Raw genomic sequence first — 20,158 nt, forward strand, 5'->3', positions numbered from 1 at the left:
TAACTAAGTGTCGTTAAATTCTTGTTGCGCTTGGGTTATTAGTTTTAATGTGGTTTTGTATAAGTCTTCATTATTCATTTTGCTTTTTAGCCAGCTGTAAAAACTTATTACAAAAATATCTTCTTTGTGTGTTTCTAACCAATCAAAAGCATGTTCAACTTTGTTTTTAAAAGCTTCTGAAGTAACCTGTTCGGGGTTTTTATAATACATTTCTACAAAACTTAAATATGTTATTACACGCTTTTGATTTATGTCTTCTAAGTAAGGGTAATAACTTCTTTTGAAACTTCGCAATTTTGACTCTGCTAAATTTATATTTTGTGACTCTATATGAAGTAAGATTTCAACTAGATTTTTTTTGATAACCCATTCAATCCCTGCTTTTTCTTTATACCATTGGTCTGAATGATTGAATTTTGAAAGTAAATTATGTGCTTTTTTTAAATTGTTTTTTTGAAAGTGAAATACAAGTAAACTTAAGTGAATATCTAATAACACCTCTGTATCTTGATGTTTTTTATAGATTATAGGCTCTAGAATTTCTATAGCAAGGTCTTGTTGGTTGTTGTAGTTCGCATTTAAAGCTTTTAGTAACAGGTATTTTAATTTGAACGTGTTATAATACTTCCTTTTATGCGAAATCATTTGTTGAAGCATAAGATCTAAATAGAATAAGGATTCTTTAAATTTTTTATTTCTGAACAAAGTATTGGCTATGGCGTATAAAATTTGAATATGATAATACCCTTGTTTTTCTGTGTTTTTATTTGCGAGTATAGATTGGTAATTAGAAATTAAAAAGGGTTCTATTTTTAAATAGTCTTTGGTTATAAATGCTGAAATACTAGAAATAGTAATTAATTGATATAATGCTTTAAATGATATAATAGCGTTTAAATTTATTTTATGCGCTTTTAAAGTATTGTTTAAAATGGTTTGAAAATCTAAAACTTTGGCTTGATATGAAATGCTATTTAAGGTTGTTTTGATTTTAGCATAAACAATATTAAGCTCGTCTTCTAATAAACTATTTTTCTGATTGTTTTTTAATTTTAAAGAAAGTGAGTCAATATCTACTGAAGGGTAAGCATGAGCAAACTGAATTTGAGTGTTGTAAATTTCATTTAAAAACGGAAATAAATCATGTGCTTTAGCTAGTTTTTCCGCTTTGTCTAAAATCTTATAAGCAATTTTAAAATGTTTTTGTTGCAAAAAAGATTTGGCTGCTAATATGTATTTAATGATTTGCATGTCTGTAGAATTCTCTTCTTGGAGACTTTGGTTTGCGGTAAAATCTATTAAAGATTCATATAAGCGTTTTCTTAAAGCGTGGTAAGCATCTTTTTTCTGACTGCCATAAAGTGTCTTGCAAATAGTATTTGAGTTTTGTTCTTTTTTTAATAGTAGTTTAAATAACGCAACGTTTTTCGTGTCATTTCGTTTGTTCTTTTTTGCTAAATACGAGATGAATTTTTGTTGTTCTTCCGTAGAAAAAGTTGAAATTATTGTATTTAGTTCAGTCATTTAATAGTCAGTAAATTATGTTTATTGATAATAAATATAATAATTTATAGTGTATAATTGATTTTTATATCATCAGTTTTTTAAAAATATTGTGTTTTTATATGCTATTGCATTTCGCAGTTTTGCATCATAATCATTAAAAACAAAAAAGATGAATTATCAAACAACAGTTTCAATAGATGAAAAATCAAAAGAAACAAAAGTTAAAAAAGAAATTAAAGTGTATGATCAAAAACCAACAGCAGCATTTATAGGAGCTTCATGGACTGCCTTGTTAGTTGGAATGACTTCGTATTGTATTGGTTTATGGAATGCTGATATGATGCTTAACGAAAAAGGGTATTACTTTACGATATTGCTTTTTGGTTTATTCTCTGTAATCTCTGTTCAGAAGGCAGTAAGGGATAAAATGGAAGATATTCCAGTAACTGATATCTATTATAGTATTAGTTGGTTTACAACTATGGCCTCTATTGTGCTGCTTGTTATTGGGCTTTGGAATGCCGATTTACTTTTAAGTGAAAAAGGGTTTTATGGGATGTCTTTCCTTTTAAGTCTATTTGCTGCTATTGCTGTTCAGAAAAACACTAGAGATGCGCAGTATATTGACAGGAATAATGATGAATCTAAATAGTTTAAATAAGGTCTCAAAGCAAAAAATATAATGGGTTGTTTTGATGATTGGTTAGTTAACCCAAAACCTCGTGACTTTTGGTTGCGGGGTTTTAAAATAATCATATAATGAATAAGGTTCAAATAAATCAAAATAAAGAAAAAATTGGGTTTTATGTTATAACAATTTTTGCCATTACAATTATGTTTTTGATGCCCCCAATTAATCAGGATGGCTCATATCATCAATTTGTTGATTCTAATAAAATAGCAAATATTCCTAATTTTTGGAATGTTATATCTAATATTCCATTTTTATTGGTTGGGATTTTGGGATTGTATAAGTTGAATTTTATTACTCAAAATAAGATTCAGTATTTAATATTTTTTTCAGGAATTATACTTGTTTCAATTGGTTCAAGTTATTATCATTTAAACCCAAATAATACTACGCTAGTATGGGATCGTTTACCAATGACTATTGTATTTATGTCATTAGTTTCCATTATAATTAGTGAATTTGTAAATAATAAAAAAGGGCAGTTATTGTTAATTCCAATGCTATTTATTGGATTGTTATCCATTTTTTATTGGATTGTTTTTAATGACCTTCGATTATATGTATTTGTTCAGTTTTATCCATTGCTTTTAATACCTGTTATCTTAGTTTTTTATAAATCAAACTACAATCTAGTTTTTGGGTATTGGCTTTTATTAATTGCATATATAATCGCAAAAGTTTTTGAGTATTTTGATGAACAAATTTTTGATAACTTAGGTGTCATTAGTGGGCATTCACTAAAACATCTAGTAGCAGCTATAGGATTATATATATTGACTTATACATTTATAAAAAGGAATCTTATTAATTTAAACAATTAGTACTTTAAATTAAAATAATATGAATTCAAAAATTCAAAATGATATTAAGGAGCTTGTAGAAGCTCAAGTTATTTCCAGCGAGGTTGCTGTAAACATCGAAAGTTATTATACTTCTAAAAAAATAGATGCCCCCAATAGGTTGTTTACAGTTTTTGCTGTACTAGGTTCGACATTAGTTGGTTTAGGTATTATTTTAATTCTTGCCCATAATTGGGACAATTTTTCAAGGTCTATAAAAACAATTTTTGCCTTTGTCCCATTGCTTATTGGGCAGTTTTTTGTTGGATATTCTATCTTAAAGAAAAAAAGTGTAGCATGGAAAGAAGCTTCGGGTGTATTCTTGTTTTTTGCAGTTGGGGCTTCTATAGCTTTGGTGAGCCAAATTTATAATATCTCTGGAGATTTTAGTAGTTATATGTTAACTTGGGTTTTGCTTTGCGCGCCATTAATTTATCTATTAAAATCTAATGCGTTAGCTATTTTACATATTGTTTTTACAACAAATTATGCTTGTGCATTTGGGTACTTTGATGGAAATCAGACACCTTGGTTATACTTATTGCTTTTAGCTGTATTAATGCCTTATTATTATCAATTGCTAAAACATAAAAAGGCTTACAATATTACTTCTGTTTTTAATTGGCTTATACCATTAAGTATTGTTGTTGTCCTTGGAGCTTTTGTAGCTAGAAATGGGGAGTTTGGAATTTTAATGTACGTTATTTTGTTCGGACTACTTTATAATATTGGGAAGACACCTTTTCTTAATAATCAAAAATTAAGACGAAATGGTTATTTAGTTTTGGGGTCTTTAGGGACAGTTTATATGTTGCTGTTAACAAGTTTTGAATGGCTATGGAAAGATATTTTAAGAGAAGCTGTTGTGTTTAACTCGCAAGAGTTTTATGTGTCAACAGTACTTTTCTTAATAACATTAGGTGTTGTGTGGTATTCGTATTCAAAGAAATGGATAGAAAGTTTTAATTTGTTTCAATATGTATTTATTTTTTTTACAATCATCTTTTTTATTGGGATATCAACTAGCATTTTCCCTATAATACTAATTAATCTAATTATTTTTATTTTAGGAGTTATAGTAATAAAAATAGGTGCAGATAAATTTCACTTTGGAATTTTAAATTATGGATTATTAATAATAACAGCGCTTATTGTATGTCGCTTTTTTGATACCAATATGAGTTTTGTATTAAGAGGCTTGTTGTTTGTAAGTGTTGGAGTTGGTTTCTTTTTAACCAATTATATGATGCTTAAAAGACAAAAAACAAAGAAAAATTAAAAAATGAAAAAGATGAAAAAAATACACATATTCATATTATTTATAATGATTGCAGTAGCTCAAATATTTGTACCTGCTCAAATGATTTTTAATAAAGAATCTATTATGAATACAGGAACAGCATATAAATTTAAAACACAACCTGTAGATCCTAACGACCCATATAGAGGAAAGTATATTAACCTTAATTTTGAACAAAATTCTTTTGTAACAACAGATTCAATTTGGGAAAGAAAAGATAAAGTTTATGTGTATTTAGAGGCTGATAGTTTAGGTTATGCAAAAGTAAAAGGAGTGAGTAAAACACTTTTGAATTTAGAAAAAGATTTTATTGTTTCAGAAGTAGGCTGGTATAATAAAAGGGATAGAGAGTTAAATTTCAATTTGCCTTTCAATAGATATTATATGGAAGAAACCAAAGCTTATGATGCTGAGATTGCAGTAAGAAATAATCAACGCGATTCTATACAGAATAATACCTATGCTTTAGTTTATATTAAAAACGGTGAAGCAGTTTTAAATGATGTTATTATTAATGAAATTTCTATTAAAGACTATGTGGAAATTGAGAAGTAAAGCAATATTATGATTTATTGTATATTAGTAATCAAACAGTTTTATCAATGCCATATTGGTTACATATTCTTGTAATTGTTCTAATTGTATATGTTACAATTAGTATCGCTTTGTATTATTTGCAAGATTACATGTTGTTTAAGCCTGAAAAGTTACCTAAAGACTTTGAGTTTTATTATGAAAATCAAGATATCGTAGAGCATAATCTGGAAACTAGAGATGGAGCTACTATAAATGGTATTCTGTTTAAACCCAAAACCGAATCAAAAGGCATTGTTTTATACCTAAAAGGAAATTCGAAAAGTATAAAGGGCTGGGGGAAGTTTGCAGTAGATTTTACCAGACACGGCTATAATGTTTTGATGGTTGATTATCGTGGATTTGGAAAAAGTACAGGAAGACGCTCTCAAAAGGCTATAAAAAGAGATTTACAAGAAGTATATAACAAGATAAAAGAGCATACTACAGAGGGTAGAATTGTGTTATACGGGCGTTCTTTAGGTTCGGGTTTTGCAGCAAAATTAGCATCTATGAATAATCCTAAAATGCTAATTTTAGATGCGCCTTATTACAGTTTAACAAAAGTTACAGCACGTTATGCGCCTTTTATGCCACTATCACTGCTTATAAAATATCCTTTGCCTACATACAAATGGTTGAAATACGTAAAGTGTCCTATTCATATCATTCATGGTACAAATGATAATTTAATTCCATATAAAACTAGTGTGAAATTATCAAAAGTAAACCCAAAACTTACTAAGTTGCATACAGTTATTGGTGGCGGACATAAAAATTTGAATAACTTTGAATCCTATCATAAAATGATTCATGAAATTTTAAATAGTAAGCCTCATAGTATCGATTTATCAACCACAAGTATTCATGTTAAACATTCCTCAAAACCAACTAAAACGAAAGCTTAAAAAGGCATTTATTGTTTTAACTACAATTTATCTTATGGTTGCATCGGCATTGTATTTTTTTCAAGAAAAGTTATTGTTTTTGCCTACTACTTTAGAACAAGATTATCAGTATCAATTTTCTTATCCATTTGAAGAATTATTTTTTAAAACGGAAGAAGATGTTGTTATAAATGCGATTCATTTTAAAATTGAAAAGCCTAAAGGTGTTATACTTTTTTTTCATGGTAATGCAGGTGATTTATCTCGTTGGGGAATTTTAGCAGAGTATTTTGTTGAAAAACAATATGATGTTTTGGTTATGGATTATAGAACCTACGGAAAGAGTAAAGGAAAACTTAGTGAAGAAGTACTTTATTATGATGCGCAGTATTGTTATGATTATTTAAAAGATAGATATAATGAAAATGAAATTATAATTTATGGACGTTCTTTAGGTTCAGGAATTGCAACAAACATAACTTCTAAAAACAACCCGAGGCAACTTATATTAGAAACACCTTATTATAGTATTTTAGATGTGGCGCGATCAAGGTTTCCTTTATTCCCTGTAAAACAATTATTGAAATATAAAATGCTTAGTTATCAGTTTTTGAAAGACATTAATTGTCCAATTTTAATGCTACACGGAACAGAAGATCAAGTTGTGCCTTATGACTCTGCTAAAAAATTATTTGAAGCTTCTCCAAAAAATCAAACCACATTTATAACTATAGAAGGCGGGCACCATGGTAATTTAAATACTTTTGATATCTATCATAGGCATATAAATCAAGTGTTAAAATAGTTTTTTGCCCATAAAATATATTTTACTTTCTTAAAAAATTAACATACTTAGCATGAAATCTTAAAGAAAAATTAAAATTCTAACTCAAGCTGTTAAACATTTCTAAAGGGCTCATTTAGATTAAAAGAATTAACTGATATTTGTACTAAGTTTAGTTAATAAATTTAGTTAGTTGGTTAGTTTAAAAAAAGGCAGTAAGTTAAAACTTGTTGCCTTTTTTAATAGTCGTTATTTTAATAAGTGTTAAACTATCTCAACAAACAAACTATCGTCAATTTTTTCAACTTTAGCAAGATTGTTTTTAGTCAATTCTTTAATTGTTTTGTCCCATTTTTTATTAGATAAACCAGACTGAGATTTTAAATCAATAAGTTCTAATTTTTCAGCTTTTTTCAAAATTTCAAAAACAGCCTTAGCATCTTCGCTTACAGCAACTGCTTTTTTCTCAGGACGCATTTGCGGAAAGAATAAAACTTCCTGTATTGATTGATTGTTAGTTAAAAACATTATCAATCTATCCATACCAATCCCCATTCCAGATGTTGGGGGCATACCGTATTCCAGAGCACGTAAAAAGTCATGATCAATAAATTCAGTAGCTTCATCATCTCCTTTAGCTGCTAATTTTAGTTGGTGCTCAAAACGCTCACGCTGGTCAATAGGATCATTAAGTTCAGAATACGCATTAGCTATTTCTTTACCACAAACCATAAGTTCAAAACGTTCCGTTAATTCTGGGTTGTCGCGGTGTTCCTTACATAACGGACTCATCTCTTTTGGATAATCTGTAATGTAGGTAGGTTGTATGTAATTACCTTCACATTTCTCGCCAAAAATTTCGTCAATCAATTTGCCTTTCCCCATGGTTTCATCAACTTCAACACCTAGGTCTTTAGCAGCTTGTCTAATCTCATCCTCAGATTTTTCAGTAATATCAAAGCCAGTAAAATGTTTTATAGAATCTGCCATAGTAACTCTGGCATAAGGCGCTTTAAAATCAATCTCATGATCTCCAAAAGTAGCTTTTGTGGTGCCATTAACCGCTATAGCACAATATTCTAATAAGCGCTCGCAAAAATCCATCATCCAGTTGTAATCCTTATAGGCAACATAAATTTCCATAGCTGTAAACTCTGGGTTATGTGTTCTATCCATCCCTTCGTTTCTAAAATTTTTAGAAAACTCATAAACACCATCAAAACCACCAACAATCAATCGTTTTAAGTACAATTCATTAGCAATTCGCATATATAAAGGCACATCCAAAGCGTTGTGGTGTGTTATAAACGGACGCGCTGCAGCACCACCAGGAATAGGTTGTAAAACCGGAGTTTCAACCTCAAAATAACCAGAGTCGTTAAAAAACTGGCGCATCGCATTAAACAATTTTGTACGCTTAACAAACACCTCTTTAACCTGCGGATTTACAACTAAATCAGCATAACGCTGTCTGTAACGTTGCTCTGGGTCAGTAAAAGCATCGTATACCACACCATCTTTTTCTTTAGGCAATGGCAAAGGTTTTAACGCTTTACTAAGTACTTTGAAATCTTTAACTTTTACCGTTTTTTCACCAACTTGTGTTGTAAATAATTCACCTTCAATACCTATAAAATCACCGAAATCTAAAAGCTTTTTAAACACATCGTTGTATTTACTTTTATCATCACTGGTACAAATTTCATCCCTATTAAAATATACCTGTATCTTGCCTTCAGCATCTTGTATTTGCGCAAAACTCGCTTTTCCTTGCACACGTACCATCATTAATCGTCCAGCAATAACTACCTGTTTACCTTCTTTAAACTCGTCTTTTACCTGTTTAGATGTGTGATTTACGGGGTATAAATCGGCAGGGTATGGGTTAATGCCTAATTCTCGTAATTTTGCTAACTTTTCTCTTCTTACAAGCTCTTGCTCAGATAATTGTGACATATTCTATAATACTATGTGAAAATTTTTAAAGGCACAAAGATAAACATTTGATTTCCTTTTCTTCACGATTGAATTATGAATTTTTTGAGCGTTACCACATAGAGTCGGGCTTTACGTTACAAGTCCTCGGTCCGCCAATAAAATTGGCAAATCTATGGCTTTCCACTTCAAATAAAACGCATTCATGATTTCATTAATTTAAAATATTAACCAATGAATAGTCCATAACGCAATTAGCCTGAACTGAGCGCAGTCGAAGTGTAACAAATAATATACTTTTACGTCAAATAAGTAAATCATCAATTAATAATAAATCAAATCATGAGTTTTTGGAGAGTTTTACTGTCTATTATTTGCCCACCTTTAGCAGTTATCGATAAAGGTTGCGGCTCCATTATTATCGTCTTTCTATTATGGCTTTGTGGCTGGGTGCCAGGAGTTATAGCAGCATTAGTTATACTTAATAACCCAAAGAGTTAAAACATAAAAATATTGTAATTTTGCGGTTCATGAATAAACAAATTGAACTTCAAGATTTAGGATTAAAAGACTATAAACAAACTTGGGATTACCAAGAAACTTTGTTTAAATGCATTGTAGATTCTAAAATCAAAAATAGGAGAGAAGAAGCTGGTTTAAAAACCAATAATTATTTCTTATTTGTTGAGCATCCACATGTTTACACTTTAGGTAAAAGCGGCAATATGTCTAATTTATTAGTAGACGAAGTACAATTGAAAGAAAAAAATGCTGTATTCTACAAAGTAAATCGTGGAGGAGATATAACCTATCATGGGCCAGGTCAAATAGTAGGGTATCCTATTTTAGATTTGGATAATTTTTTCACAGACATTCATAAATACTTGCGACTTTTAGAAGAAATGATAATCCTAACACTTGCTGAATACGATTTGAAAGCAGAACGTAGTCCAGGAGAAACAGGAGTTTGGCTAGATGTAGGCACGCCATTTGCTCGAAAAATATGTGCTATGGGAGTCCGTGCCAGTCGTTGGGTAACTATGCATGGTTTTGCTCTTAACGTGAATGCAGATTTAGGCTATTTTGATTTAATGATTCCGTGTGGGATTCGTGGTAAAGCAGTTACCTCTTTAAATGTAGAACTTAGAAAAAAGCAAGTAGATGAAACTGAAGTTAAAGAAAAATTACTAAAACATTTTACAACGCTTTTCGAGGCAGAATTTATTTAAAATGAAATTAAAGCGTATATTAAAAATTGCATTACTAATTGTAAGTATTGCGTTAACAGGATTTTTAGTTGCTTTAATGTATACTGTTTTTTATATTGAAAACGCTCGTTTTGAGTATAGTATGCTTATCCCTCTTTTTATGATTCCTACTGGTATTTTAAGTATTGGCTATCATTTTAAAACAATAAAATTTTATAGTTTAAAATCTAAAGCAACAGGTTTTAAAGATGTTGTATTGTGGGTAGGTAATACATTATTTGCAACATCTCAGGTTTTAACAGCTTTGTACTTATCGTACTCATTATATTTACTCTATCAAACAAACCAAAATACTGAGGTCTATATAGCTTATATAGTGTGTTTATTAATGTTTATTTTTGGTTTGTGTTTATTTCTTGAAACTTACCATCTTTATAAACGTATTATCAAAACCGAAGAAGATTTATTTAAAGGTTCTATTGATGACATAACTGGCATTGATCAAAATCAAGATTGATTTCTTAGGTTTAATAAATTTAAGACTTATTTCTTCATAGCGTCCCATTCTTCTTCAGTAGCATCAGATTTCTGGTATTCCATAACCCCAAGCCATTTATCATCACGTTTTATAAGAAGCATTTCAAAATGAGTTCTGTACTGTACTTTGTTTTTACCATCACTTTCAGAAGTGGTATAAATAAAAATACCGGTTTCATGTGCTGTAGTATCATCTCCTATACGTTGAGAAAATCTAAATTCTACATTACTAATATTTTTTCCATTTTTTGTATCAATAAAACCTTGCTTCCAGCCAGCTAATGCTTTTGATAACGGAACAGAGATTTTGTTTTTTCCTGAAGCAAAAACAACTACTGCGTCTTCATGATAAGCAGCTCCATAAGCTTCAAAATCACCTTCACGAACTGTTTTAGCAAGCGCTTCCCAATAACGATCGAGTTCTGCTAAACGAAGAGAGTCTTTATTAATTTCTATATTTAGTGATGCGCTGTTTTTTAATGTAAATGCATGGGTTGTTTCAGTAGTAGCAATTAGCAAAACAATTAAAAGTAGAAGCGTTTTTTTCATGACTTTGTATAAATTTTATAATTAAAATGAATACTACAAGTTCGGGTATTTAGAGGAGATATTCAAAAATTAATCTTCCGCATTAAAAAACACTTTGTAATAATGCATTTTCTTCTCATCATCATAACCGCGTTCTAAATATTCAGCAGAAGCATCTGGTGCATCAATATCTAGTTTAATTTGAATATTAGTATCTAATTTAATATCAGTTTTAATTTTTCGTTTTTCTTTATTTAAAACAGCTTCAGCAACATCAAACTGATTTCGAATCACCAGATTTTGCTCTCCTTCATATACTTTCTTATAATTTTCAAATTCTTTTATATGCTTTTCTTCTTCAAAAAGTTCTTCTTTAAAACGTTCTACATTTACCACTTCATTTTCCTTGAAAAAATCGATGGTTTGTGCTAAAAATGAGTTTTTTTCCTGCGCACCATAATTAACTTTTAAAACTTCAGTAGAGAATTCTTTACAAAGTTCAATATACTGTTGAGTATGGTTATTAGCATCATCAGCGTATTTAATATTTAAAAAGTGATTAATCCAGTATTGTGCATCGTAACTATTATTATCAACACTTAAGATAATATTGCCTTCTGTATCGCTTTGATTTAAAATTAAACAGCCTTTATCTACTTTTTTAGAGTTTATGCCTTTTTGCACTAACATATCGTAGCTATTATTTTCTAAATAGGTTTGAAAGAAATTCACTTTGCTTTCAATTTTAAAAATTCCTATGGCATTGGTAGTCATGTCTCTAAATTCGATACCTTCAAACATAACTACTAAAACATCGCCAGTTTTTATTTGTGCAGAACTAGACTGCTCGTATAAATGCGTTACTATATGTTTTGAAATATCTATAAATCCATCTTCATCATTAAATAACTGCGTGCAATAGCTATTAATTTCGTTTAAAGAAATATTTGCATGATGGTTAAAACGGTAGCTTTGTACCACGCTTCCAAAAGGTCTTAAAAGAAAAGGTAGCATCAAATCATAACTTGCTTGGTCAAAATCGACTAACTTTTCAGAAAAAGCATTTTTAGTATCGTTGAATTTATTGCCTACTTTATGGATTATGAATTTTGAAATGGATGCGTTTTTTCTTGAAATCATGTGCGGTTTATTATAAATGCAATACTATAAAATTAATACCAGTTCTTGTTTAAAATTATTGTGAAATAAAATGATGATTTTTTTCTTTATGCGAAACATAAAAATCAAGCATAGCCATAGCTACGGTATATTTTTATGTTAAAGTAGAAAGGAAAAAAGGGCGTTTAATTACGGTAATTTTAAATAAGAAATGGTATAGGCTGGATTTGATACAAAAAATGAGCGCCAAAACATTACATTTTGACGCTCAAGATTCGAGGACTTGCTTTTGGCGGTTAAAAACCGTTATTTTTTAAAACTTGTAAGCTCTGAATAGCCCATGAGTTTTCCGTTTTTATTATAAGATTCATTTTTTACTACTCCAACACCTTCTGCTATCCATTCTTTAATGGAAAATTTCATCTTCATACCCATTTTCATTTCACTGTCATAACTTAAAGCAAAACAATCAAAAGTACCAGCAGGAGTAGTAATCGATTCTTTTTTATCAACCTTTCTGTTAAGCATATCAATCTTCATATTCATTGTTATACCTCCCATGTTTATAGCCATATTCATATTAGCATCTTTTAATGATTGTCCTACTTGTAAATCATTAGGTAGTTCAATATTAGTACCTGTAATATCCATGTCCATATCTTTATATTGTTTAAGCATGTCTGGATTTATAAGAGATTTAAAATCGATAGATACTTTATTTCCTTCACACATAACTTTGTAGTTAGATGTTGTGATTTCTTTTCCTTTGGCATCAAAAATTACTGTTTTTATAGTTGCTTCATTACCATTTACATTAGTAACTTCGTATTTTACTACACCTTCTTTTTTGCCTTTTTTGTTGTAGTTAGTAATTTCAAATTTGGTGCCTTCTTCAAAAGGATAATAGGCTTTACAGGCATTTTGGCTTAAAGATGTGAAGCTTATAAAAAATACGCTAATTAGAACTATAATTTTTGTTTTCATGGTATTTATATTTTTATGAATTCCACACGTCTGTTTTGTGCTTTCCCATCTGATGAACTGTTATCACCAACAGGTTCGCTTTCACCTTTTCCATCAGTTTGAAGTCTATCACCTGAAACTTTATAAATGTTTATTAAAGCGTTTTTTACAGCATCAGCTCGAGCTTTTGATAATTTCAAATTTGAATCTTCTGTTCCATCGGCATCGGTGTGTCCAACAATATTTAATTTAATATTTTCATCTTGCATTAAAACTTGAGAAATCTGACGTATAATACCTAAAGATTGCGGTTGAATATTAGCTGAACCAGAATCAAATAAAATGCCATTGGTTGAAATTTTTCCTTCAGAGAGTAATTTACGTCTTAAATCTACGCCTCCTTCAGCTACTTTTAAATTAGTAATGTAAAGATGTTCTTGGTTGTCTTTTAGATTATTAAGATGAAATTTTAAATATTTAAGAACGTTTTCTTGTTCAATAAACCTAGGAATATCAATATATTTTGTTTGATTTACCCATAGTCTGTATCGTTTTTTAGTAACAGAAATAGCAATGTGTGGCTGATTTAATATAACTTTTCTAATATCAGCTTTTATGTCTGTGTTAATGGCGCCGTTACTTCTGTTAAAAAAATTCGAAGCTCTAAAAGAAAACGCTGAGTATTGGCCTAAAGGAATTGAAACTTTTGCATAATGGTTTGTCCCATTATTAAACTCGTCATTATCACTCAGAATAACAAAAAATCTGGCTGTAGATGAGGTTTGTTGGCTAATTCCTTTTGTTAAGATGTCGAATTCTATGGTGTAGTCTTCAGGGAGATCTTTTAGGTCTGGTATATAAAAAACACCATAACCAGTTTTTAATTCAAACCATTTACCTTTATTACCTACTTTAACAACTTCTCCAGAGGCATTAGTATTCCATTTGCTTGGAAAATCTCCTACAAAGTCGTTGGCAAAATTATCAAAAAATAAGAGTTTGTCTCCAGGCACAAAATCATATTTGCTATAAACTTCTAGATTATCTGAGATATTTGACTCTTCTTTTAACTCTTCAGAATTATCATTTTCATTAGGTGAATTTGAATCGTTCTTAGAATTCGAATCATTAGATGAAGTGTCTTTTTCCTCTTTTTTATCTTTTTCTTCTTTCTCTCTTTTCCGTTGACCGAGTAATAATTCCTTTGAGGTTTTAATACTGTATTTTAATACCTTTTTTGCTTTATTCATTTGCAAAGTGGCTTTCCCTTGCTTTAAAACACTAAGTCCATCTAAATCTCCCAATATATCAGGAGCGCTATCACTTAAACCACTTAAATCATCCAATGCATCTTCTAAAACATCGATATCTTCATCGTCTAATGGGGTGCCAGCTGCAGCATAACCATCATATTTATATACTTTATCATAAATATCAAAGGACTCTGAAACAAAAGTATCAACACTATATACGTTTGTTTTGCTTTTGGGTCTTTTTATTTGTTTTGTTTGGGCTTCAACAGAAGTAATAATAAATACTAAAGCCATCCAAAAGGTTAGGATGCTTTTCGCATTTTTGGGTAATTTCATTTGTAATTATTTGATTAATAGCTGCCTTAAAGATAAAGATTAGTTTTTTATCGACAAAAGGTATTTACAAATTTCAAAATAAAATACAATAACACCTTTTTTAGTATTGTATTATTTGAATTGGTTTAATTAATCTGATATAGAATTATGGCATTACTATCACCTATGGTTACAAATTCTAAATTTTTGTCTTTATCAATATTATCAAGTTCTATTGATGAGTTTCCATATACTGGAAAATTTGGAAGTAATTTAGATTGGCTATCAAATAAATAAGTTTTGTGCGATTGTAAATCTGTAGTGGAAATATAAATTTTATTGTTTATGTAAAAGAGTTTTGATTTAGAATAATCTCCAAAGTCTAACTCTGTAGTTTTGTTTTTTATGGATAGCTTATTTTCGGTTTGAGTAACTAACGTTTTGCTAGTTGTGGTAATAAAATGATTTTCAGAAAGATTTAAATTTCTAGAAGAAACATTACCTTTTGAATCAATAGAAATTAAATCGCCAGTATCAGTAGTTGTTGTAAATGTGTTGTTGAACAAGAATATTGGTTGTTTTGAATAGATGTGCGATTGTTTAGGTTTTACTCTTGTTTTTCCTAATCTGTCTAGTATGTATAGTTTGTTTTTTGTTTTTAAAGCAATGTAGTCTTTACTGCCAATTCTAAAATGTTTAGGTTGAGAAATAATGTTACCGTTTGCCTTTTTAAAAGTAAAACCATTTACAGTTTTACCTTTTGTATCATACATTAGAATATGTTCACTTTGAGTTACTAAAAGACGATATTTTTTACGATTATCGTAATCAAAAACTGCTAAAGGTTGAGTAATTTCATCATTAAATTTAAGAGAAAAAGGTTTTACTTCTTTTCCATTTCTATCTAATACATAAACACGATGTGGTGTAGCAAATGCTAATTGTAAACGTCCGTTTTTGTAAATGTCAATTTGTTCAATTTTCCCTAAAACAGAGCCTTGTAATTGTTTCTTCCATAGAATTTTTCCTTTATTAGAAATTAAATACAAGTTGTTGTTTATATCTTGAACTACAATTTCTTTTTGCTTGGTAATATGGTTTTTTACAAACTGTGGCGTGTTTAAAATATCTGTATCAAGTTTAATGTTTAATTCTTCGGATATAGAATTTATAGAAGCTTTAGATTTATTTTTTTTAATGATGCCGTTTACATGTGCAAAATTGGTGTCATAAATAAATTGAATAGCAGACGTTTTATAATTGTTTAGTTTGAAGTTGTTTGTTGATTTAATGTTTTTATTTAAAATTGATTTTAAAGATGAAGCATCAGTAACTTGAAATAATGATGATGCATCACTAAGTTTCTCTTTTATATCTTTAAAAGCCGATGTATAACTTAAAGTAGTTTTGTTTTGATAATTAGCAATAATATTTTGTAGCATTTCAACATTGTCTGCAAAAACGAAAAAATCATCTAAAACGCAGTATAAGTTAGCGTTATTAAAATTTACTAAAGGGTTAAATGTTCTTGCAAACAAAGTAGGATTACTAAAATTAAAAATAGATATTTCTCTATAAGTGTCAGTTATGTTGAGTTCACTTAAAAGAGCATCTTTAGTGCTAATAATATCAGTTGAATTTAAAATTAGCGCACTGTTTTTACCTTCATATATTACGCCAACTTCAATAACATCATTAAAAAGAGAAGTGTTATTTACAATCGAATCCTTTCTATTAAATTTTGATAAGTTAGTATTAAAAATTTCAAAATCGTCAAATGTAAAACTCATAAAGCCATCACTGTTAGAAGGTGTTATCTTTTGAATTTGATTAATTTGAGGTGTTGTATGTTTAAATATATTAATTAGACTTTCTGATGAATCATTAGCTTTAGTAATACCATTAAAGTAAATGTCATTTTGATTTAATTCAACATCTATAGCAATGTATTCAGAAAAAGTATCCAAATTTAGAGCATCTTCAACCCAAAAGGATGATATAAAACCAGTTTTAGGCTTTATTATCATTGATAATGTTTTATCGCTATCCGAGGTTTTGTGGATTTTTTCAAGTTCTAAATCGGTATTAATATTACTATGAGCATCAGCAACAATAGTTTTTGATGATGAAGCAAAAAAAGTGCTATCAATTATGGTGCTGTAAATAGTGTTCTTGTTTATTGTAGATTTTATAATTGATTTGTTATTGTAAGTAAGCGTTTCTTCAATATAATTTGGTAAAGAGTCAGTTAAAAATAGATTCTTAGTATATTTTGTAATTACAGAATAATGAAGGCTGGCATTTTCATCTTCAGAGAAACAAATTAAAATGTTGTTTGAGGGTTTTATATTTGATAGAGGTTCTAGTTTTTCTAGCAAACTCTTGTAAGTATTGGTTTTTGAGATTCTTTGTAAAAAATCACTATTATTAATACTATTATTCAAACTTTCTAGATTAGAAGTTTTAATAATTAAAGCGGTGTTTTTTGGAACTAAATCTAAAAGATTAGAATGACTTTTATTTGATTTTGAACAACCAAAAATTGTTGTAAGTAGGAGGGAAAAACAAAGTAATCTCATGGATTGAATTAATTTTTACAAATATAAAAACTTATAAATCTAACTTTAATTGTTCTGGTAATAATCTAAATGATTTTCTGTGGTATTTTGTAATACCATATTTTTTTATGGCTGCCCTGTGTTCTTTAGTCGGATAACCTTTATTTTGTTTCCAATTATACATTGGGAATTCCTCATGAATTTTTTTCATATACAAATCGCGATACGTTTTTGCTAAAATTGAAGCAGCAGCAATACTCAAATATTTACCATCACCTTTTATAATAGTTTCAAAAGGAATGTTATTGTAAGGTTTAAATTTATTCCCATCAACAATAATAAATTCTGGCTGAGGTTTAAGCAATTCAATAGATTTATGCATTGCTAAAATTGACGCATTTAAAATATTTATACTGTCTATCTCTTCTTGAAAAACATGTGCTACGTTAAAAGATAATGCTTGTTTTTCAATAATGGGTTTTAAAAGGAATCTTTTCTTTTCACTTATTTGCTTAGAGTCATTTAAAATTGAATTCTTAAAATTATCAGGAAGTATAACAGCAGCAGCGGTTACAGGACCAGCTAAACAGCCTCTGCCGGCTTCATCCGTTCCGCATTCTAATTCGTAATTTGAATGGTTTAATAGCAACATAGGTAAAAACAAATATATAATATGTAAACAAGCAAATAGTAAAATATTTATTGCTTTTATTTCAAAATATGTGATTCTTTTTTTAATAAATAATTGTTTTTTAAAAATAATATTAAGATGTTTGTCAACGACTAACTCAAATAAAGTTAAAATATCATTCTCTTTATAAGGATGATTAACTTAAAAGAAAGCCAGCTTTTTTAGCTGGCTTTCTTTATTTAAAATATTTACTAGCACTTTACGTTCAAATAATTACTTTTGCCAAAGAAATAGAATTGACAAACAATAGCTTAAATATCCCAATTTACCAGTAGCTTTAATATGAAAGTGAGTCTAGAAGTAAAAAATAGAAATAAAAGGAATCAGATGCTTAAAGTCTTTTTCACTTGTTTCATTGTTTGTATTGTTAATTTAGTTTCTGCTCAAATACAACAACCTGGTAGAAGAGCTATAGATGACGGAGTTGGTACTTTTGGTGTTCAAGATTCTTTAAGTAATCAGTCTCAAGAATCAACAAGTATTAAAAATCTTAAAAATCCAGATGCTAAGATTGAAGACTATTTAATTATCTCTCATAAAAGAGATACTACATATTTAGATACAACTTTAACCATTCAAAAAGACTATAAGTTTAATTACTTACGAAAAGATAATTTTGGTCTAGTGCCATTTTCAAACTTAGGGCAAACGTACAATAGTTTAACTCGTAATTTTGAAAACACAACCTCAATGCCTTTGTTCGGTGCTCGAGCCAGACATTATAACTATATGGAGATTGAGGATATAAACTATTATCATGTTCCAACACCATTAACCGAATTGACTTTCAGAACAGCTTTCGAGCAAGGTCAATTGGCAGATTCTTTTTTTACAATAAATACATCACCACAATTTAATTTTTCAATAGCTTACAAAGGGTTACGTTCTTTGGGTAAATACCAGAACATACTAACAAGTACAGGTAATTTCAGATTTACTTCAAATTATAAAACAAAAGATAAGCGTTATCAAGTCAGAGGGCATATTGTAACACAAGATTTATTGAATCAAGAAAATGGAGGGCTCCAAGATGCAAGTGTAATAAACTTTGAGTCTGGTGAAGATGAGTTTTTAGACCGCTCTATTTTAGAAGTTAATTTTGAAAATGCCGAAAGCATCATGCGTGGTAAGCGATTTCATTTAGACCAAAACTATAATATTTTTAATAAAGTGGTAGAAAAATTTCTTCCACAAACTTTAAATGATTCAACCTCAAAAAGTAGACTAAGTGTAAGGCATATTATTTCTTTTGAAGATAAATATTTTCAATATGATCAATCAAGCGCTAGTACAAGTTTTTTTGGTGATGCATTCAAAAGCAGTAATCTAAAAGACAGAGCAACTTTAGAAAATTTTTATAACGAGTTGCAGGCAGATTACTATAATAATGTTTTAGGTAATATTCAATTAAACGTTAACAATACAAACTATAATTATGGTTACGATAAATTAATTATTTTAAATGGCAATACTATTGTTAACAGGCTAAAAGGAAATGTTTTTGCAGTTGGAGGTAAGTATAGTAAACGGTATAAAGGTTTCAGGTTAAATGGTGAATTAGGAGCAAACATATCTGGAGATTTTGATGGTAACTATTTTAAAGCTAATGCAACATTCAATCTAAATGATGAGATAGCAGCATCAGCATCTATAAACCATAGTTCAAAAGTGCCAAACTATAACACATTATTGTATCAAAGCGATTATATAAACTACAACTGGCAAAATAATTTCAATAATATAGAAACACAACAAATAGCCTTTAACATAAAGTATAAAAAGCTAGCAAACATAACTGTAGATTATTCAACAATAGATAATCATGTCTATTTCAAACAAAACGAAACTACATTACAAATAGCACCATTTCAAAATAATAAAACAATAAACTATTTAAGAGCAAAGTTTGAAAACGAAATAAAGTTTGGAAAGTTTGCAATAAACAACACCATCTTATATCAAAACGTAAAAGACGAAAATAACGTTTTAAACGTGCCAGAAATAAACACACGTAACACCGTATATTTATCGAGTCATTTATTTAAAAAAGCGCTGTATTTGCAAACAGGTATAACTTTAAATTATTTTACCAAATATTATATGGACGCTTACAATCCATTACTAGCAGAGTTCTATGTTCAAAACAATAGAGAATTTGGAGATTTCCCGCGTTTAGATTTCTTTTTAAACGCAAAAATTCGCCAAACAAGAATCTATTTAAAAGCAGAACATTTCAATTCCGCATTTACAGGCTACAATTATTATTCAGCCCCAAACTATCCATATCGCGATTTTTCAGTACGCTTCGGAGTTGTTTGGAATTTTTTCCTATAAAGATTTTCAAGGCGTTCCCTTCGCAAAAGCTACGGTTTGGCTATCCGTTCCAAGTCCTCGCACTTCTCCCGATAGTTATCGGGATCAGGCTGTGGGCTATCCACTACTATCCCTAACGCGGGCAAATCCGCTAAAGT

18 protein-coding genes are annotated in these 20,158 nt (G+C 29.4%); 10 read left to right on the forward strand and 8 right to left on the reverse strand.

Annotated features, from left to right (window positions below):
• Positions 1 to 3 precede the first annotated feature (3 nt).
• On the reverse strand, positions 4 to 1,524 hold the full coding sequence (locus DIS18_RS08295; RefSeq protein WP_109352515.1) for a hypothetical protein: 1,521 nt from the start codon (positions 1,522 to 1,524) through the stop codon (positions 4 to 6).
• Between the two features lie 151 nt (positions 1,525 to 1,675).
• On the opposite strand from DIS18_RS08295, the gene yiaA reads away from it, so the two are divergent.
• The 6 genes from yiaA to DIS18_RS08325 all read left to right on the forward strand — a co-directional run bounded on the left by yiaA (position 1,676) and on the right by DIS18_RS08325 (position 6,601).
• Positions 1,676 to 2,158, forward strand: coding sequence for an inner membrane protein YiaA (yiaA, locus tag DIS18_RS08300; RefSeq protein ID WP_109352516.1), 483 nt, complete (start codon positions 1,676 to 1,678; stop codon positions 2,156 to 2,158).
• A gap of 107 nt (positions 2,159 to 2,265) precedes the next feature.
• Positions 2,266 to 3,018 carry a ceramidase domain-containing protein gene (locus DIS18_RS08305; RefSeq protein ID WP_109352517.1) on the forward strand — a complete coding sequence of 251 codons (753 nt, stop codon included), beginning with the start codon at positions 2,266 to 2,268 and terminating at the stop codon, positions 3,016 to 3,018.
• A 19-nt stretch (positions 3,019 to 3,037) separates the two neighbouring features.
• Positions 3,038 to 4,315: a DUF2157 domain-containing protein gene (locus DIS18_RS08310; protein WP_109352518.1), complete on the forward strand. Its 1,278-nt coding sequence runs from the start codon at positions 3,038 to 3,040 to the stop codon at positions 4,313 to 4,315.
• A 12-nt stretch (positions 4,316 to 4,327) separates the two neighbouring features.
• Entirely contained in the window at positions 4,328 to 4,891 is a 564-nt protein-coding gene (locus DIS18_RS08315) for a GDYXXLXY domain-containing protein (protein ID WP_181364008.1), read from the forward strand.
• 47 nt (positions 4,892 to 4,938) lie between these two features.
• Positions 4,939 to 5,817, forward strand: a complete 879-nt coding sequence (locus tag DIS18_RS08320) for an alpha/beta hydrolase (protein ID WP_109352520.1) — start codon at positions 4,939 to 4,941, stop codon at positions 5,815 to 5,817.
• Positions 5,777 to 6,601, forward strand: coding sequence for an alpha/beta hydrolase (locus tag DIS18_RS08325; protein ID WP_109352521.1), 825 nt, complete (start codon positions 5,777 to 5,779; stop codon positions 6,599 to 6,601). Before DIS18_RS08320 ends, DIS18_RS08325 begins: the two co-directional genes overlap by 41 nt.
• A gap of 243 nt (positions 6,602 to 6,844) precedes the next feature.
• Here DIS18_RS08325 and lysS read toward each other — a convergent pair whose 3' ends face one another.
• Positions 6,845 to 8,536 carry a lysine--tRNA ligase gene (gene lysS / locus DIS18_RS08330; RefSeq protein ID WP_109352522.1) on the reverse strand — a complete coding sequence of 564 codons (1,692 nt, stop codon included), beginning with the start codon at positions 8,534 to 8,536 and terminating at the stop codon, positions 6,845 to 6,847.
• Positions 8,537 to 8,857: 321 nt separating this feature from the next.
• Here lysS and DIS18_RS08335 point away from each other — a divergent pair, with 321 nt between their 5' ends.
• From DIS18_RS08335 to DIS18_RS08345, 3 genes are read left to right on the forward strand one after another with little or no spacing between them, the layout of a single operon-like run.
• Positions 8,858 to 9,016, forward strand: coding sequence for a YqaE/Pmp3 family membrane protein (locus tag DIS18_RS08335; protein ID WP_109352523.1), 159 nt, complete (start codon positions 8,858 to 8,860; stop codon positions 9,014 to 9,016).
• A gap of 29 nt (positions 9,017 to 9,045) precedes the next feature.
• On the forward strand, positions 9,046 to 9,744 hold the full coding sequence (gene lipB, locus DIS18_RS08340; protein WP_109352524.1) for a lipoyl(octanoyl) transferase LipB: 699 nt from the start codon (positions 9,046 to 9,048) through the stop codon (positions 9,742 to 9,744).
• A 1-nt stretch (position 9,745) separates the two neighbouring features.
• The gene (locus tag DIS18_RS08345; protein WP_109352525.1) at positions 9,746 to 10,240 is read left to right on the forward strand and encodes a hypothetical protein; all 495 of its coding nucleotides are present in this window, start codon (positions 9,746 to 9,748) and stop codon (positions 10,238 to 10,240) included.
• 26 nt (positions 10,241 to 10,266) lie between these two features.
• Here DIS18_RS08345 and DIS18_RS08350 read toward each other — a convergent pair whose 3' ends face one another.
• From DIS18_RS08350 to DIS18_RS08375, 6 genes are all read right to left on the reverse strand, one after another.
• A complete protein-coding gene (locus tag DIS18_RS08350) occupies positions 10,267 to 10,809 on the reverse strand; it encodes a nuclear transport factor 2 family protein (RefSeq protein ID WP_109352526.1) in 543 nt (180 codons plus the stop codon).
• Positions 10,810 to 10,878: 69 nt separating this feature from the next.
• Complete coding sequence (locus DIS18_RS08355; RefSeq protein ID WP_109352527.1) at positions 10,879 to 11,928, reverse strand: nucleoid-associated protein; 1,050 nt, start codon at positions 11,926 to 11,928, stop codon at positions 10,879 to 10,881.
• 285 nt (positions 11,929 to 12,213) lie between these two features.
• Positions 12,214 to 12,891 (reverse strand): TapB family protein, encoded by a 678-nt coding sequence (locus DIS18_RS08360; protein ID WP_109352528.1) that lies wholly within the window; start codon positions 12,889 to 12,891, stop codon positions 12,214 to 12,216.
• 5 nt (positions 12,892 to 12,896) lie between these two features.
• On the reverse strand, positions 12,897 to 14,459 hold the full coding sequence (locus DIS18_RS08365) for an OmpA family protein (RefSeq protein ID WP_109352529.1): 1,563 nt from the start codon (positions 14,457 to 14,459) through the stop codon (positions 12,897 to 12,899).
• A 125-nt stretch (positions 14,460 to 14,584) separates the two neighbouring features.
• Entirely contained in the window at positions 14,585 to 17,017 is a 2,433-nt protein-coding gene (locus tag DIS18_RS08370) for a ribonuclease HII (protein ID WP_109352530.1), read from the reverse strand.
• Positions 17,018 to 17,048: 31 nt separating this feature from the next.
• Entirely contained in the window at positions 17,049 to 17,648 is a 600-nt protein-coding gene (locus tag DIS18_RS08375) for a ribonuclease HII (protein ID WP_109352531.1), read from the reverse strand.
• A gap of 366 nt (positions 17,649 to 18,014) precedes the next feature.
• Between DIS18_RS08375 and DIS18_RS08380 the strand changes: the two genes are divergently transcribed.
• Positions 18,015 to 20,021, forward strand: a complete 2,007-nt coding sequence (locus tag DIS18_RS08380; protein ID WP_109352635.1) for a putative porin — start codon at positions 18,015 to 18,017, stop codon at positions 20,019 to 20,021.
• Positions 20,022 to 20,158: the final 137 nt, after the last annotated feature.

The sequence above is a fragment of the Algibacter marinivivus genome, from assembly GCF_003143755.1.
GTDB classification, from domain to species: domain Bacteria; phylum Bacteroidota; class Bacteroidia; order Flavobacteriales; family Flavobacteriaceae; genus Algibacter_B; species Algibacter_B marinivivus.